The following is a 14,990-nucleotide window of genomic DNA, read 5'->3' on the forward strand; positions in this document are numbered from 1 at the left end:
ACCGTGTTCCGCGTGGATCGGCAGGTCCGCTGCGCGGCCGTCAGGCCCGGTGGACGGGCACGCCGTCGATCCACGTCGACGTCACGCTCGCAGCCGCGACCTCATCCACCGGCCCGGTGAAGGGGTCACGGTCGAGCACGACCACATCGGCCGTGGCGCCGGGACGGAGGACGCCCGCGTCGTCGCGGCCGTTGATCCACGCCGAGCCGGACGTGTACGCCGCGAACGCCGCCTCGAGCGGAAGACGCTGATCGGGCAGGAACGGCTCGCTGCCGCCCGCCCCCGGCTCGCCGTACGCCCAGCGGTTGACGCCGACGTGGATCGCCTCGAGCGGGTCGGGGCTGCTCACCGGCCAGTCGCTCCCGGCGACGAGCAGAGTGTCGGCACGCAGCAGGTCGCCGAACGGATACTGCCACCCGGACCGCACCGGGCCGAGGAACGGAAGCGTGAGGTCGGCCATCTGCTCGTCGAGGCACGCCCACAGCATCTGCAGGTTCGCTGCGACGCCGAGCTCGGCGAACCGGGGAACGTCGTCCGGGTGCACCAGCTGCAGGTGGGCCAGGTGGTGACGGCGGCGCGGGTCGGTGCCCACGAAGGCGTCGAGTGCCTCTCGTACCCCGCGGTCGCCGATCGCGTGCACGTGCACCTGGAAGCCCTCGGCGTCCAGCCGGGCGACGTACCGGCGCAGCGCGTCGGGATCGACGAACGAGTGCCCGGCGTTGGTCGTGGCGTGTCCGCAGCGGTCGAGGTACGGCGCGCTCAGCGCTGCGGTGAAGTTCTCGGCGACCCCGTCCTGCATGATCTTCACGCTGGTCGCACGGAACCGTCCGGCCGAGTACGCGTCGCGTCGCGCAATGAGCGACTCCACCTGCTCCTCGCCACGCTCGCGGTCCCACCAGAGCGCCCCGACGACGCTCGCGGTGAGGTCTCCGCGCGCGGCCGCACGGACGTACGCCGGGCCAGGATCGTCCATGCCTGCGTAGGCGCCGACGATCGCGTCCTGCCACCCGACGACGCCCAGCGAGTGCAGGTAGCGCTGGCCCTCGAGCAGCGCGGTGTCGTACTCGGCGTCGGTGGTCGCGGGCACGAGGCGCGCCACGACGTGCATCGCCCCCTCGTGCAGCGTGCCGGTCGGACGCCCGGCGGCGTCGCGTTCGAACCGTCCGTGCGGCGGATCGGGCGTGGACGCGTCGACCCCGGCGAGCGCCAGCGCGCGACTGTTGACCCACGCGCCGTGGTGGTCACGGTTGGGGAGGCACACCGGTCGGTCGGGGACGACGGCGTCGAGCTCCGCGGCGGTCGGGGTCCCGCCGGGGAACGCCGACATCGCCCAGCCACCGCCCAGGATCCAGGGCAGCTCCGGGTGCGCCTCGGCGTACGCAGCGACGATCCGCAGGTAGTCCTCGCGCGTGCCGCCGGCGGTGAGGTCGCAACGGATCCGCTCCAGCCCGCCCTGGACGGCGTGCACGTGGGCGTCGACGAACCCGGGCGCAACCAGCCCACCCGCGGCGTCGACGACCTCGGCGCCATCGCGCTCCAGGTCTGGCCCGACACCGACCACGCGACCGTCGCGCACCAGCACCTCCGCGGCGCCGGCGTACGAATGGCCGTCGAAGACGGAACCTCCGACGAAGAGCGTCGACTCCGGCACCTGGGCCTCCGATCGGTCGGTGACGCGGACACGTCACCGACCGATCCTAGGCACCTCGCGTGGGGTCCTCGCAGGTCAGAAGCGCGAGAACGGCTTCGGTGTCGCGTACCCGAAGGTGTCGCCCGCGCTGAACGCCTCGACACCGAAGGTCGCATTCAGGGCGCCTGCGGCCGTGTCGGTCAGACGGAGCCGTACGACGCCGAGGTCGCGCCGGTCGGAGAGGCCGATCTTGAACAGGTCGGCACGTCCGACGTCCCCGATCGAGCCGGACACCTCACCACTGACCCGGAGCCGGCCGAGGTCGATGAAGAAGTTCTTCAGCGAGATCGTCGCCGCACCCGCCGTGAGGCTGATGCCACCGCTGTGCTTGATCCGCAGCTTGCCGAGCGAGTACCCGGTGATCGGGAACTTCGCGGCGAGCGTGTCCTTGTACGGGGCTGCCTTCGCGCCCTCGATCGGAGCCGGGGTGATGCCCGCGCCTGCCACCAGCGCGTACACGTCCGGAGCGACCACGACCTGCGTGTAGCCGGTCTTGTGGCGGGCGTGCGCCTCGGCTGGCGCCGTCCCTGCGGCGACGAGACCGAGTCCCGCGACGAGCGCGACGAACGCTCCGATGACCTTGGATCTCAGCATGAGTCCACCTCTCGATCGGGTGTACCGGACGAACCGGTCCTTGTGAGTACTTCCGCTGGGCTCCGGTGTTTGGATGCATCGTTCTGAAAGGCGGATTCTGGTCTGGAAGACTCGACGCACCGAGATCTGGAGACCATCGTGAGACGTGCCCGCTTCTCGGCCCGCTCTCCCGGTGCCGAGCAACCCGAAGCCGTTGCCGCTCTCGGCGAGCGGTTCCGCGGTGGGGACGACGCGGCGCTCGAGGAGGCGTACGCCCGGTGGTCGGCGCTCGTCCACACGCTCGCCCTCCGCGCCACCGACCACGCGTCGGCCGACGACATCACTCAGCAGGTGTTCGTCGAGGCGTGGCGGGGACGCGTCCGGTTCGATCCCACCCAGCGTCCCCTGCCGGCGTGGCTCGTGGGGATCGCTCGTCACGTGATCGCCGACCATCGTGCGCGCCAGTCGCGCGACGCCCGCCTCACCGCACGGGTCGGCAACGACGCCGACCCGCTCACGGACACGGCGCGGACCGAAGCGGTCATCGACTCCGTCGTCATCGCGCAGGGCCTGTCCCAGGTCGACCAGCCGCGCCGCACTATCCTCGAGCTGGCGTTCATGTCGGACCTGACGCACACGCAGATCTCCGAGCAGCTCCGCCTCCCGCTGGGGACCGTGAAGAGCCACATCCGCCGTGGCCTGATCCAGCTGCGCGACTTCGTGGAGGTGACCGATGAGCCATCCTGACGAAGAGCTACGCGCCGCCTACGCGATGGGTGACCCGGTCGACGACGACACGAGCCGCCACATCGAGGAGTGCGACGAGTGCAGCGGGGACGTCGCAGAGTTGGCTCGGACGCTGCGTGCCGCAGACCTCCTGACCGCTGACCGGCCGCCGCTCGTCAGTCCGCCGCCGGAGGTGTGGACGAGGATCCAGAGTGCGGTCGCCGAGCCCGCGCCCGGGGCCTCACCGCCAGGGACGGTCGTGCCGTTCGAGCACCGCTCACGCCGGCGTGAGGTGGCTATCCGGGTCACCGCGTTCGTCGCAGGCGTCGCTGCTGCGGTGGTCGGGATGCTCCTCGTCGTCGACCGCGGCGAGGATCCGTCCGACGGGCGTGACGACGGCTCGGTGGTCGCGAGCGGCGACCTCATCCCGCTCGAGGGGCAGTCGGCGCAGGGGACGGCGACGGTCGTCGACGACGGTGGCACACGTCGTGTCACGATCGACCTCGCCGACACCGGGTCGCCCGGGTCCGGTTTCTTCCAGGCCTGGCTCCTCGACCCGACCACGAACGGCATGATCGCCCTCGGCGTCATGGACCAGGACTCTGAGACGTTCGCCGTCCCGTCGGGCGTGGACCTCGCCGCGTACGACTCGGTGGACATCTCGCTCGAACCGTTCGACGGCGACCCCGCGCACTCGGCGACCAGCGTCGCCCGAGGCCGCCTCGCCGCCGACGGCTAGCAGGACGGAGTAGGGAGAGACCATGTCTGGTGGTGACTGGAAGGACATGTTCAACGCAGCCTGCAAGGGCGACGTCGAGCTGGTCCGGTTCCACATCGACCAAGGAGTCGACGTCGACTACGCGCACCCCGAGTTCCAGTCGACCGCTCTGGTCGCCTGCATCCTCGACGGTCAGGAGGACGTCGCGAACCTTCTCCTCGACCACGGCGCCAACCCTCGCCTCGCCTCGGTGTTCGACGAGTGCACGCCGGTCGAGGCGGCACGGCAGGCGGGACTCGGCGCACTCGAGGTCAGGCTCCGGTCGCTCGGCGGGTGACCATCAGGTGGTGCGCTCGTCGACCGCGGCGAGGACCTGCAGGCGCTCGAGCAGCTGCTCGCGCTGCGCCGACCGCGAGCTCGACCCGCTCGGAGACCACCCCGGGTCTACGCGTCGTCCGGCTCGCCGTTCGAGGCTGTGCGCGGCACTCCCCGCAGCGTCGGCAACGGCCCCCCGTCCGACGTGAACGGTCCCAGCAGCGCGAACCTCCTCCACGCGCGCTGTCAGACGGCTACTAGCAACTCCCCTTGTCACTCCGCGTCACAGCGTTCTACACTCCGTTACCAGCCAGTAACGTCGCCGCCGCACTGAGGCGAGGACGTGGCCGCCCGCATGGAGGGACCCAGGGAGCGGGCCGGTCCGGACAGCTGCGCCGTCGCCTGCCACCGCGGGTGCACGCACTCCGACACACCCTGGACGACCCGGCTCGCGGGACGTCCACGAACCACAGGAGTGAGTCACTCGTGAAGCAGCTGCGCATCGCATGCCTGGCCGCGGTCTTGTCCGCCCTCGCCTTCGTCGGCATCCAGGCGGTCCCCGCCTCAGCCGCCGACGGCGACCAGGTCGTCTCCCGAGGCGTCAAGATCCCGACCTTCTACAACCCGCCCGCCACGCTGCCCGCAGCCAACGGCGCGCTCGTCCGCACCGAACCGCTCCAGCTCGGCCTCCGCCTGCCGGGCCTCGACGGGCGCCAGCTCCCCGGCACCGCGACGCGCCTGATGTACAAGTCCACCGACACGCACGGGCAGCCGGTGGCTGTGACCGCCGCATATATCGAGCCAGCGGCACGGTGGACCGGCAACGGGCCGCGACCGCTCGTCGTCCTGGCCCCCGGGACGATGGGCCAGGGCGACCAGTGCGCCGCGTCGCTCGCCCTCGAGAACCCGCTGACGTTGGGACTCAGCGACGGCATCACCGTGTCGGTGGGCTACGAGAACCTCGCCGCGTACCGGCTGCTCGCCCGCGGCATCGCCGTGACCGTCACCGACTACGCCGGTCTCGGGACGACCGACCGCGTCCACACCTACGTGAACAGACTGGACGAGGCTCACGCCGTCCTCGACGCCGTCCGCGCGACGCGGGCCCTGCCGAACACGTCGATCACCAGCGGGTCGCCGGTCGGACTGTACGGCTACAGCCAGGGCGGCGGCGCGACCGGCGCGGCGGCCGAGCTCCAGCCCACCTACGCCCCGGAGCTCACGCTCGCCGGCGCGTACGTCGGGGCTCCGCCGGCCGACCTGGCGCGCACACTGCCGGGCATCGACGGGAGCGCCCTCGCGGCCGCTGCCGGATGGACCGTCAACGGTCTCGCGCACACCTACCCCGAGCTGCGTCCGCTGGTCGACGCCTACACCAACGACAAGGGCCGCGCCGCCCTGGCCGACATCGCCACGACGTGCGTCGGTGACGGGATCCTGAGCTACCCGTTCGCGAGGACGAAGGACTGGACGAAGCAGGGCATCTCCCTCAGCGAGGTCGTCGCGCGCGAGCCCGTCATCAAGGCGGCGGTCGACGCGCAGCGCATCGGACGACTCAAGCCCGCCACCCCGGTCCGGGTGGCCACCGGCATCGCCGACGACACCGTTCCCCACGGCCAGGCGCGCCAGCTCGCCGTCGACTGGTGCAAGAAGGGCGCCAACGTCACGTACCACCCGATCTATCTGCCGAACCTGGGCGACAAGGTCGTGCTCACGAACCACTTCCTCCCGCTGATCGAAGACCAGGGCTCGGCGCTCGACTGGCTCGAGGACCGGCTCGCCGGCCGGTGGACGCTCTCCAACTGCTGGAGGGTCCCGGTCATGCCGTGACCTGACACGGCACAAGCCGACGACGCCCCTGCGCAGCACCCCCTTGGCGCAGGGGCGTCGTTGCGTCCGACGAATTTAAGTTGTGCACAACTGAATTGCGCGCTATACATGGCTCATGGCCATGCCGACCATCGACCAGCAGCTGTGCTTCGCGCTCTACTCCGCGTCCCGCGCAATGACCGCGTCGTACCGTCCGCTGCTCGACGGACTCGGGCTCACGTACCCGCAGTACCTCGTGATGCTCGTGATGTGGGAGGACGAGCGCCTGACCGTCGGTCACCTCGGCGCACGTCTCCATCTCGACAGCGGCACCCTGTCGCCGCTCCTCAAACGGCTGGAGTCCCGCGGCCTCGTCGCGCGCGAGCGTTCGGCCGAGGACGAGCGCGTGGTCGAGGTCGCCCTGACGCCGGAGGGGCGCTCTCTCCAGGAGCTCGCCCGCGACGTTCCCCGGCAGGCGTTCTCCGCCACAGGCCTGAGCCTGAGCGACTCGGCCGACCTCCTCCAGGCGGTCCACCAGCTCACCCGATCCCTCGAAGAGTCCCGACACCACTCGTCCCCAGACGAGCTGTCCCGACGAAAGGACATCCCATGACCCCCCTCTACACCGCCGAAGCCCTCGCGACCGGAGACGGCCGGAACGGCTACGGCCGCTCCTCCGACGGCCGCGTCGAGGTGGATCTCGCGATCCCCAAGGAGATGGGCGGCAGCGGCGACGGGACGAACCCCGAGCAGCTGTTCGCGATCGGCTACGCCGCGTGCTTCCACTCCGCCCTGCGGCTGGTGGCCGGCCAGGCGAAGGTCGACGTCGCCGACTCGACCGTAGGCGCTCGCGTGTCGCTCGGTCCGGGCGAAGGCGGCGGCTACGGCCTGGCCGTCGAGCTCGAGATCACGCTTCCGCACGTCGACCAGGCGACGGCCGAGAAGCTCGCCGAGAAGGCTCACGAGGTCTGCCCGTACTCCAACGCCACCCGCGGCAACATCGAGGTCACGCTCGTCGTGACCGACGACTGACGGCCTCCGCGGCTCGTCGTACGAGGTGCCGGCCCACAACCACAGTGCGGGCCGGCGCCTCCGACGCTAGCGTGTGCCCGTGACGACGGATGCAACGACCGCGAAGGCAGGGGGCGTGCTTGCGGCGACGTGCCTGTCCACGCTCGTCGTGAACGCCAACACGTCGGCCGTGAGCATCCTGCTCCCGGCGATCAGCGAGGACACCGGCACGTCGGTCGACACCCTGCAGTGGGCGGTGACCGGCTACTCGCTCGTCGGTGCCGCGGTGATCGTGACGTCGGGAGCGCTCGGCGACGTCTTCGGCCGCAAGCGGGTCTTCCAGCTCGGCCTCCTGCTCTTCGTCGCGTCGTGCATCCTGATCGCACTCGCGAACACCGGCGAGATGGTCATCATCGGCCGGCTCATCCAGGGCGCGGCCGGGGCCACGATCCTCGCCTGCGGGCTCAGCCTCCTGTCGGTCGCCAACGAGGGCGAGGCCCAGCTCCGTGCCGTGTCCCTGTGGGGCGCGGCTGCCGCCGTCGGCGCGGCCGCAGGACCTCTCGTCGGTGGCGTGCTCGTCGACCTGACCGGGTGGCAGGGTCTGTTCTGGATCGACGCCGGCATCGCGGTCGCCTGCATGCTGATGACGTTCGCGAACGTCGCCGAGTCGAGAGACGAGACACGTTCTCGCTCGATCGACTACGGCGGAGCCGTCCTCGTCGCGCTCACGCTCAGCCCGATCCTGCTCGCGACCAGCAAGGGCAGCGACTGGGGATGGTTCAGCGTCGCCACGATCGGGTGCGTCGTGGTCGCGGTGCTCGCCGGCTTCGCGTTCGTCGCCGTCGAGAAGCGGGTCAGCGTGCCGCTCCTCGACCTGGCGCTCCTGCGCAACCGCACCCTCGTCGGCGCGACGATCGCCATCCTCATCGGCGCCGGCACGATCAACGCGCTGATGTATCTGCTCAGCCTCTACTTCCAGAACCCCGATGCCTTGGGCTTCACTCCGTTGGAGGCCGGGCTCGCGACGCTCCCCGCGACGGTCGGGCTCGTCCTCGTCGCGCCGCTCGTTCCCCGGCTCGCGCGGAAGTTCGGCGGACGGCAGGTCGTGGCACTCGGCTTCCTCGTGACCGCGATCGGGTTCGCCGTCGTCGGGCTGACCCAGTCGGACTGGCGCTACCTCGCGTTCCTGCTGCCGTTGATCGCCATCGCCGTCGGCATGGGTCTGTCGAACGGCCCGGCGTCGTCCGCAGCGACGGCCTGCGTCGACGCCGACGACGTGGGTGCGGCATCCGGCGTCTCCAACATGGCCCGCTACGTCGGTGCCGCCGTGGCGACCGCCGTCGCGGCGACGGTCAACGCGTCGGTGATCTCGAACCGGCTCGACGACGGTGCGACCGACGGCGAGGCGCTCGCCGGAGGGCTGGCTGCGGCGTCCTGGGTCATGGCCGCAGTCAGCGCGGCGGGGGTGCTTCTCGCGGTCCTGATGAAGCGCCACCGTGAGGCGCGCGGCACGCTCGACGACGCCGCCGCGTCAGCGGCCTCGCCGCTGCACACGCTGCCCACGTCGGCGACCGCTCGCCGCTGACCGCCCTGCGACGTCAGCGCGGGACGACGGCTTCTCGCAGACGTCGAGCAGCCTGCGGATCGTGGGTGGGGACGACGGTCACGCGATCCTTGACGGCATGGAGCCGGTGCAGCGTCCGAAAGGTCTCGCCCCGGTCCTCATCGGCAAGTCCACCGGGGAAGGCGGACTTCTGTCGGAGATCTTCGACCTGCAGGCCGTGCCACGCCGCGTCACCGGCGAGCAGCACCCACCCTCCGTCGGTGTGGAGGAGGACCCCGACGCTTCCTGGCGTGTGGCCCGCGAGATCGACGAGCACCACTGAGCCGTCGCCGAAGAGGTCGTGGCTCGCGGTGAACGTGAGGACGGGCGGGCCGTCGAGGTCGTACGCGACGGTGGGACGCCCCCGCAGCGCGTCCCGCACGCCTCCGACCGGCGCGACGCGACCGCCCATCACCCAGTCGCGCTCGCGCGCATGCAGGTGGACAGGGAGGTCGGGAAGGTCGAGCAGGCCGCACACGTGGTCCCAGTGCGCATGGGTCGGCAGGGCGAAGTCGAGCATCGGCGCCGGGTCGAGCTCACCAAGTGCCGTGACGGTCGGCACGGTACGGCCCGGCGGGCTCATCACAGCTCGGAGGACTGCCGGCAGCTGCGCGACGGCGCGACGCTCGGCGTCGAGGCACAGGCTCGGGTCGACCAGGAACGTGGCCTCCGGGTGGGTGACCACGAAGGACTGGAGGGCGTTGGGGATGTGCCGCGGGTTCCGGCGACCCTCCACGATCATCGCGGTCGGGACCGGCCGGGAGACCTGCCGCAGCGGCGTGATCGTGACGGTCCGAGTCGCAGGCGGGAGACCCGCGTCGGTCAGGCTGCGAAGGAACCGCTCGTCACGAGGGCGCGGACGCACCATGCCCGTCACGAGACCTGCGGCTGCTGCGCAGCATGCGGTGAAGCTGGGTGAGCGAACCTGATCGGACACCGGGGTGACCGCCTTCCGTCGTCGGGTTTGACCATCGATGCCGGGACGGTATAACTTCAGGTCGACCTGAAGTAAAGGGGTGGCCAATGCCCGATACGGAGATGCGGGTCGGGGACGCTGCCGCCGTCCTCGGGATCGCCGCACACGTCCTGCGCCACTGGGAGGACGTCGGGCTGCTCCGCCCTCCGCGACTCCCCTCGGGCCATCGCGTCTACGACGGCCAGACGCTTGCTCAGGCGCGGATGATCCAGATCTGCCAGCGCGCCGGACTCTCGCTCGCGGAGGTCCGCGAGCTCGCCGCCGCGGAGCGGGCCGACCGGCTCGAGATCATCGCCGCCAAGCGCGCCAGCATCGCCGAGCAGGTCGCCGACCTCGAGCTCGCCGACCGGTTCCTCTCCCACGTCGTGACGTGCGCGCACCCCGTCGTGTCCGACTGCAACGAGTGCTCCGGGCTGGTGGCGCGAGCGCGACCGAGCAGCCTCAGCCGGGCGCGCCCCTCCTGATCACCACGAGAGCCCCGCGGTCGAACTCCTCGGCGCCGATGCACTCGAGTCCTTCGATGGTGCGCACGGCCTGAGTCAACGCCTCGGCCTGCTCACACGGGCCGACCTGCACCACCGCGTGACCACCGGCGGCAAGATGACGGCCGACCACCTCGACGGAGTGCCGTACGAGCTCGAGGCCGTCGACCCCACCGTCGATCGCGAGCGGCGGATCCTCGGGATAGTGGCCGATGTCGTCGGTGGGGACCCATGGCGGGTCGGCGATGACCACGGCGAACTTCTCGGCCTCGGCGAGCACGTCCTCCGGTGCGCCGCAGCGGACGTCGACGGTGACCGCGAGGCCAGCAGCGTGCGCGTTGGCCCGGGCGAACGCGCATGCGCCGGGGTCCACGTCGACCTGGACGAGATCACGCTCCATCTGTGAAGCAGCGAGCAGACCGATCTGCCCGGCGCCGGAGAACACCTCGAGCACGGGTCCTGCCGGCGACTGCTCGGCGAGCTCGACCGCGAGCTGGGACTGGCGCTCGGTCCACGCCCGTGGAGTCAGCACGGACCCGTCGTAGGAGATCGTCAGATGGCCGAACGGAATCGTCTCAACGAGGCGGATGCTCACCACTCGATTCTGTGGGCGCGACGCGCGCCGCACAGATCGCCGCAGCCGCCCCGCTGGTCGAGGCGCCCCACCCCACCCCGCTGGTCGAGGCGCCCCTACCCTCTCCGCTGGTCGAGGCGCGAAGCGATCGAGACCCAGGTCTCGATCCTCCGCTAACGCTCCGGCCTCGACCAACGGAAAGAGGGGGGCCTCGACCCACAACGGAACTTCCGCTGGTCGGGGCGCGAAGCGATCGAGACCCAGGTCTCGATCCTCCGCTAACGCTCCGGCCTCGACCAGCGGGGGTGGGGCGGCCTCGACCAACGGGGGTGGGGCGGTCTCGACCAGCGGGGGTGGGCCACCTCAGCGCACGGCGACCGGGTTGACCGGCGCGCCGACCGCTCCGGTGACGGGGATCGGTGCAGCGGTCAGCCAGAAGTCGTACACGCCGTCGTCCGCGCAGGCGCCGGCCAGAGCGTCGAGGTCCCACATCTCCCCGATGAACAGCCCGATGTGCGGGATCGCGACCTGGTGCAGCGGTTGGAAGGCCTCGTCGAACTCGTTCGGACGCACCTCGAAGCCCCAGGTGTCCGTCGCGACCGCCGCGATCTCCGTACGGTGCAGCCAGTCGGTGGTCGTGAAGGACAGACCGGGCGCCGCACCGCCGGCGTAGTCACCCCACCCGTCGCGTCGCGCTCGTGCGAGACGTCCGGTGCGGACGACGACGATGTCGCCGCGTCGCACCTCCGACGTCGGACCCTGCGCCTCGATCGTCGCGGCGAGGTGCTCCTCAGTGATCGCGAAGCCGTCGGGGAGCTCGCCGTCGGAGCCGATCGCGCGCCCGACGTCCAGCAGCACGCCACGCCCTGCGACGACGTCGGCGACGGTCTCGATCCCGGTCACGCCATCACCGAGGCTCGTGACCACCTCCCCCGCGGGCCGTCCGTTCCACGCGACGCCGTGATCGAAGATGTGTCCGAGCCCGTCCCACTGGGTCGAGCACTGCAGGGGCATCGTGACGACGTCGTCCGCGCCACCCAGGCCGTGCGGGAAGCCCTGGATACCGGCGACGGCGTCCGTACCCGTGTCGAGCATCGTGTGGATCGGGTTCGTCCGGCGCCGCCAGCCCTTCTGCGGACCGTCCATGTCGAAGGACTGCGACAGCGAGTACGACTCCCCCGTCCGAACGAGGCCGGCGGCCCCGCGCCGCGTACCGGCGTCGAGGAAGTTCATCGTCCCGCGGACGTCGTCGGCGCCCCAGCGCCCCCAGTTGGAGACGCGCTTCGCGGCGGCCGCGATCGCGCCCTCGGGATCGGTACGGTCGAGCTCCTCGGGCGTCACGCGTCTGCCCCGGCGTCGAGCTCGACGAAGGTGTCGGACACCCAGTCGGCGATGTACGTCGCGACGTGACCGAGGTGGTCGAGCCCGATGTGCTCGGCGCCGCCCTCCTGCGCGGTGAAGATCCGCAGCTCGCGCTTGGGGCTGTTGACCGCCTGCTCGTACGACCGGTGCGCGTAGTCGAGCGGGATCTGCCGGTCGTTCTCGCCGTGGGCGATGAGGAACGGCACCGTGATCTTCTCGACGACCCCGTCGAGGTGCACGGCCTCGGCCTTCTCGATGAAGGTGTCGAGGTCGCTCTCGCCCCACACCCACATGACGTGGTCCCAGTAGTGCGGCACCGGGTTCTCGCCCTCGCGGTTGAGGCGGCGCTTCTGCACCGCACCCCAGTTGTGGTTGGCGCCCCACGCGACGCACAGCGCCAGCCGCTTCTCGAACGCGGCGGCGCGCGGCGCGAAGTAGCCGCCGAGCGACCAGCCGGCCAGCCCGATCCGGTCGGCACGGACGTCGTCGCGTTCCTCGAGGTAGTCGACGCACGCGGCCGCCCACACCTCGGTGTCGACCCGTGCGGTCAGCCCGCGCAGCCGCAGCGCCTCTCCACTGCCGGGGCAGTCGACCATCAGTGTCGAGATGCCTCGTGCCGCCAGCAGGTGGTGGAACCCGGCGCCGACCATCATCTCCTTGGTGGAGTCGAGGCCGTTCCACATGATCACGACCGGCGCAGGCGCGCCGTCGGTCGACGCGTCGCAGTAGTACGCCGGGAGGCTGGTGTCGCCGTACGGCACCTCGACCTTCGTGGTGCGCGGATCGAGCAGCTCGAAGGACTTCACGAGCAGGTCGACGCTGTGCTGGTACTCCGCGTTGCGCTCTGGCGCGTGCGCGCTCTGCATCCGCTCGGCCTGCGAGACGTACACGGACGCGCGGAAGTACGCCTGTCCTGCCGTCTCGAGGTGACCTGCCTTCTCCGCCTCGAGCGCCTGGTCCTCGAGCTGGTCGGCGACGGCGCGCCAGGAGGCCATGAACGCGCTCGTGCCGACGTCGGCACCCTGGGCGGCGAGCTCGCGGATCGGCCGGCAGGCGCGGTCGACCTCGTCGATCTGCCCGCCGCTGTTGAGCGTCGCGACGACGCCCAGGTTCCAGACGTAGTTGCCGGGGAAGTACTCGAACATGGTGGGTCCTTCGGTTGCGTGCGGTCAGGCAGGGACGGGTGGCTGGTAGGCGGGGCGGAGCGCGGTCATGCGTCTGCTCCTCGTGCCCGGGCGGGATCCCGCCGCCGCGGTGGCGGGATCGGCGGGACCGGCGGCGCGGAGGTCACGCGGTTGGTCAGAGCACCGAGGTGCTCGACCGTGATGGTGACCGTGTCGCCGTCGCGCAGCGGGGGCGGCTCCTGCCGTCCGTGGCGACCCCACAGCTCCGCCAGGCACCCGCCGTTCCCGACCGTCCCCGAGCCGAGCAGGTCGCCGGGCACCACCGCGCTGTCGCGCGAGGCGTACGCGATCATCGCCTCGAACGTCCAGCCGGAGTTGGAGAGAAGGTCACGCCCGACCTCCACGCCGTTGACCAGGACCGTGCACCACAGGTCGAGGAAGCCGTCGTCGTCGCGGTACGGCGCCAACTCGTCGGCGGTGACGATCCACGGGCCGATCGACGTCGCGAAGTCCTTGCCCTTCGCCGGGCCCAGGCTCACCTGCATCTCCCGACCTTGGAGGTCGCGCGCCGACCAGTCGTTGAAGAGCGTGTACCCGAAGACGTGGGCGGCGGCGTCTTCCACGGTCAGCGACGTACCCCGCTCCGCGACGACGACGGCGACCTCGAGCTCGAAGTCGCGCGCGATGCTGTGCGCCGGGAAGGCGATGTCGTCGCCCGGGCCGAAGATGCGGTGCGGGTTGGTGAAGTAGAACGTCGGCGCGTCGTACCACGCGTCGGGCACCCCGGAGGCCCCGTCGATGCTGCGGCGCACACCCTCGACGTGCTCGGCGAACGCCACGAAGTCACGCACGCTCGCCGGTTCGAGCGGCGCGAGCAGCCGGACTCCGTCGAGCGGGAGTCCCCGTCGTGCGAGCGCGGCATCCCCTGCTGCGAGGGCGTACGGGAGACCGCGCTCGACGACCTCACGCATCGTGAGCGCGTCGTCGAACGGATGGATCCGCTCGTCGGTGACCACTCCGACTCGTACGGGCGCCGCCGCACCGTCGACCTCGATGAAGCTGGCGAGTCTCATGCGGGCTCAGACCGGCGGCGCGACGAAGACGCCGCGGTCGGGATCGTTGAACGACTGCTTCGCGACGAACTCGCTCATCGGGTTCGCGGTGCCCCACTGGTCGGTGACCTCGGGGTCGGAGAAGTCGTAGATGTGCGGGTGCCAGCTGTCCTCGTCGAGGCGTTCGAGCTCGGTCGTGTACTCGAGGGTGTTGCCGTGCGGGTCGAGGAAGTAGCTGAAGGTGTTGTTGCCGGCCATGTGGCGACCAGGCCCCCACACCTTCTCGACGCCGGCCCGCAGGAGGCGACCGGTCCCCCGCATGTACTCGTCGATGCCACGCATCTCGAACGACGCATGGTGCAGCGCGACGTGCGGCCCCCGTGCGACGGCGAAGCTGTGGTGCTGGGGGTTGGTCCGCATGAACCACATGACCTCGCCCATGTGCGGGGAGAACAGGGTGTCGGACAGGGCGAAGCTGAGGTGCTTCTCGTAGAAGGCGACGGTCTGCTCGGGGTTCGGCGAGTTCACGACGACGTGCGAGAGCTTGACCGGGACGGACTCGCCCTCCTCGACCTTGCGGTGCTGGCGCACGGCAACGTCGGACGAGACCTCGATCGTCCGGCCGTCGTTGTCGAAGAAGCGGAAGCCGTACCCGCCGCCCGGCGTCTGGAGCTTGTCGGGCTCGGTGATGAGCGAGACGCCGTCGCGGCCGAGCTGCTCGGCCATCGCGTCCACGTCTGCGGCGTTCGCGGCGCCGAAGGACACGAGGTCGAGCCGCTTCTCGTCCGCGCGACGGAGTCGTACGGAGTACTGCTCCGGCGAGCCGGCCGCGGCGAGGAACGCGATGCCGTCGTCGCTGGTCTCCGGCGTGAGTCCCCACATCGAGGTGTAGAACTCGAGCTGCTGCGCGTAGTCGGGCACGGCGAGGTCGACGTGCCGCAGGTGCGTGATGAGGCGTTCGGTCATGGAGGTTCT

General features: G+C 70.9%; 16 protein-coding genes. 8 read left to right on the forward strand and 8 right to left on the reverse strand.

The annotated features are described in order from the left end of the window. Positions 1-40 precede the first annotated feature (40 nt). Both AB3M34_RS16625 and AB3M34_RS16630 read right to left on the reverse strand, forming a co-directional pair. Positions 41-1,651, reverse strand: coding sequence for an amidohydrolase (locus AB3M34_RS16625; RefSeq protein WP_370615601.1), 1,611 nt, complete (start codon positions 1,649-1,651; stop codon positions 41-43). 75 nt (positions 1,652-1,726) lie between these two features. Beyond that, on the reverse strand, positions 1,727-2,284 hold the full coding sequence (locus tag AB3M34_RS16630; RefSeq protein WP_370615603.1) for a hypothetical protein: 558 nt from the start codon (positions 2,282-2,284) through the stop codon (positions 1,727-1,729). A 138-nt stretch (positions 2,285-2,422) separates the two neighbouring features. On the opposite strand from AB3M34_RS16630, the gene AB3M34_RS16635 reads away from it, so the two are divergent. The 7 genes from AB3M34_RS16635 (at position 2,423) to AB3M34_RS16665 (ending at position 8,427) form a co-directional block, all read left to right on the forward strand. Next, positions 2,423-3,010 carry an RNA polymerase sigma factor gene (locus tag AB3M34_RS16635; protein WP_370615605.1) on the forward strand — a complete coding sequence of 196 codons (588 nt, stop codon included), beginning with the start codon at positions 2,423-2,425 and terminating at the stop codon, positions 3,008-3,010. Continuing rightward, positions 2,997-3,728 carry an anti-sigma factor gene (locus AB3M34_RS16640; protein WP_370615607.1) on the forward strand — a complete coding sequence of 244 codons (732 nt, stop codon included), beginning with the start codon at positions 2,997-2,999 and terminating at the stop codon, positions 3,726-3,728. Before AB3M34_RS16635 ends, AB3M34_RS16640 begins: the two co-directional genes overlap by 14 nt. Positions 3,729-3,750: 22 nt before the next feature. Next, positions 3,751-4,044 carry an ankyrin repeat domain-containing protein gene (locus AB3M34_RS16645; RefSeq protein ID WP_370615609.1) on the forward strand — a complete coding sequence of 98 codons (294 nt, stop codon included), beginning with the start codon at positions 3,751-3,753 and terminating at the stop codon, positions 4,042-4,044. A gap of 464 nt (positions 4,045-4,508) precedes the next feature. After that, positions 4,509-5,852: a lipase family protein gene (locus tag AB3M34_RS16650; protein ID WP_370615610.1), complete on the forward strand. Its 1,344-nt coding sequence runs from the start codon at positions 4,509-4,511 to the stop codon at positions 5,850-5,852. A gap of 115 nt (positions 5,853-5,967) precedes the next feature. Then, positions 5,968-6,444, forward strand: coding sequence for a MarR family winged helix-turn-helix transcriptional regulator (locus AB3M34_RS16655; protein WP_370615612.1), 477 nt, complete (start codon positions 5,968-5,970; stop codon positions 6,442-6,444). After that, positions 6,441-6,863, forward strand: coding sequence for an organic hydroperoxide resistance protein (locus tag AB3M34_RS16660; RefSeq protein WP_370615614.1), 423 nt, complete (start codon positions 6,441-6,443; stop codon positions 6,861-6,863). Before AB3M34_RS16655 ends, AB3M34_RS16660 begins: the two co-directional genes overlap by 4 nt. Positions 6,864-6,942: 79 nt before the next feature. After that, complete coding sequence (locus AB3M34_RS16665) at positions 6,943-8,427, forward strand: MFS transporter (protein WP_370615616.1); 1,485 nt, start codon at positions 6,943-6,945, stop codon at positions 8,425-8,427. 13 nt (positions 8,428-8,440) lie between these two features. On the opposite strand, the gene AB3M34_RS16670 is transcribed toward AB3M34_RS16665, so the two are convergent. After that, the gene (locus AB3M34_RS16670; RefSeq protein WP_370615618.1) at positions 8,441-9,382 is read right to left on the reverse strand and encodes an MBL fold metallo-hydrolase; all 942 of its coding nucleotides are present in this window, start codon (positions 9,380-9,382) and stop codon (positions 8,441-8,443) included. 86 nt (positions 9,383-9,468) lie between these two features. Between AB3M34_RS16670 and AB3M34_RS16675 the strand changes: the two genes are divergently transcribed. Further along, entirely contained in the window at positions 9,469-9,885 is a 417-nt protein-coding gene (locus AB3M34_RS16675) for a MerR family transcriptional regulator (protein WP_370615619.1), read from the forward strand. Here the strand turns inward: AB3M34_RS16675 and AB3M34_RS16680 are convergent. From AB3M34_RS16680 to AB3M34_RS16700, 5 genes are all read right to left on the reverse strand, one after another. Continuing rightward, complete coding sequence (locus AB3M34_RS16680) at positions 9,863-10,498, reverse strand: methyltransferase domain-containing protein (RefSeq protein ID WP_370615621.1); 636 nt, start codon at positions 10,496-10,498, stop codon at positions 9,863-9,865. The two genes, AB3M34_RS16675 and AB3M34_RS16680, sit on opposite strands and share 23 nt — an antisense overlap. A 342-nt stretch (positions 10,499-10,840) precedes the next feature. Beyond that, a complete protein-coding gene (locus tag AB3M34_RS16685; RefSeq protein ID WP_370615622.1) occupies positions 10,841-11,818 on the reverse strand; it encodes a cyclase family protein in 978 nt (325 codons plus the stop codon). Next, entirely contained in the window at positions 11,815-12,984 is a 1,170-nt protein-coding gene (locus AB3M34_RS16690) for an alpha/beta hydrolase family protein (protein WP_370615624.1), read from the reverse strand. Before AB3M34_RS16690 ends, AB3M34_RS16685 begins: the two co-directional genes overlap by 4 nt. A 65-nt stretch (positions 12,985-13,049) precedes the next feature. Next, positions 13,050-14,036, reverse strand: coding sequence for a fumarylacetoacetate hydrolase family protein (locus AB3M34_RS16695; protein ID WP_370615626.1), 987 nt, complete (start codon positions 14,034-14,036; stop codon positions 13,050-13,052). A 6-nt stretch (positions 14,037-14,042) separates the two neighbouring features. Beyond that, positions 14,043-14,981 carry a VOC family protein gene (locus AB3M34_RS16700; protein ID WP_370615628.1) on the reverse strand — a complete coding sequence of 313 codons (939 nt, stop codon included), beginning with the start codon at positions 14,979-14,981 and terminating at the stop codon, positions 14,043-14,045. Positions 14,982-14,990 lie beyond the last annotated feature (9 nt).

The organism is Mumia sp. Pv4-285 (genome assembly GCF_041320275.1).
GTDB lineage: Bacteria > Actinomycetota > Actinomycetes > Propionibacteriales > Nocardioidaceae > Mumia > Mumia qirimensis.

Coding starts and splice junctions, on each gene's coding strand:
- AB3M34_RS16630 (WP_370615603.1), bottom strand. CDS start 2,284: ATGCTGAGATCCAAGGTCATCGGAGCGTTCGTCGCGCTCGTCGCGGGA.
- AB3M34_RS16640 (WP_370615607.1), top strand. CDS start 2,997: ATGAGCCATCCTGACGAAGAGCTACGCGCCGCCTACGCGATGGGTGAC.
- AB3M34_RS16645 (WP_370615609.1), top strand. CDS start 3,751: ATGTCTGGTGGTGACTGGAAGGACATGTTCAACGCAGCCTGCAAGGGC.
- AB3M34_RS16655 (WP_370615612.1), top strand. CDS start 5,968: ATGGCCATGCCGACCATCGACCAGCAGCTGTGCTTCGCGCTCTACTCC.
- AB3M34_RS16660 (WP_370615614.1), top strand. CDS start 6,441: ATGACCCCCCTCTACACCGCCGAAGCCCTCGCGACCGGAGACGGCCGG.
- AB3M34_RS16675 (WP_370615619.1), top strand. CDS start 9,469: ATGCCCGATACGGAGATGCGGGTCGGGGACGCTGCCGCCGTCCTCGGG.
- AB3M34_RS16690 (WP_370615624.1), bottom strand. CDS start 12,984: ATGTTCGAGTACTTCCCCGGCAACTACGTCTGGAACCTGGGCGTCGTC.
- AB3M34_RS16695 (WP_370615626.1), bottom strand. CDS start 14,036: ATGAGACTCGCCAGCTTCATCGAGGTCGACGGTGCGGCGGCGCCCGTA.
- AB3M34_RS16700 (WP_370615628.1), bottom strand. CDS start 14,981: ATGACCGAACGCCTCATCACGCACCTGCGGCACGTCGACCTCGCCGTG.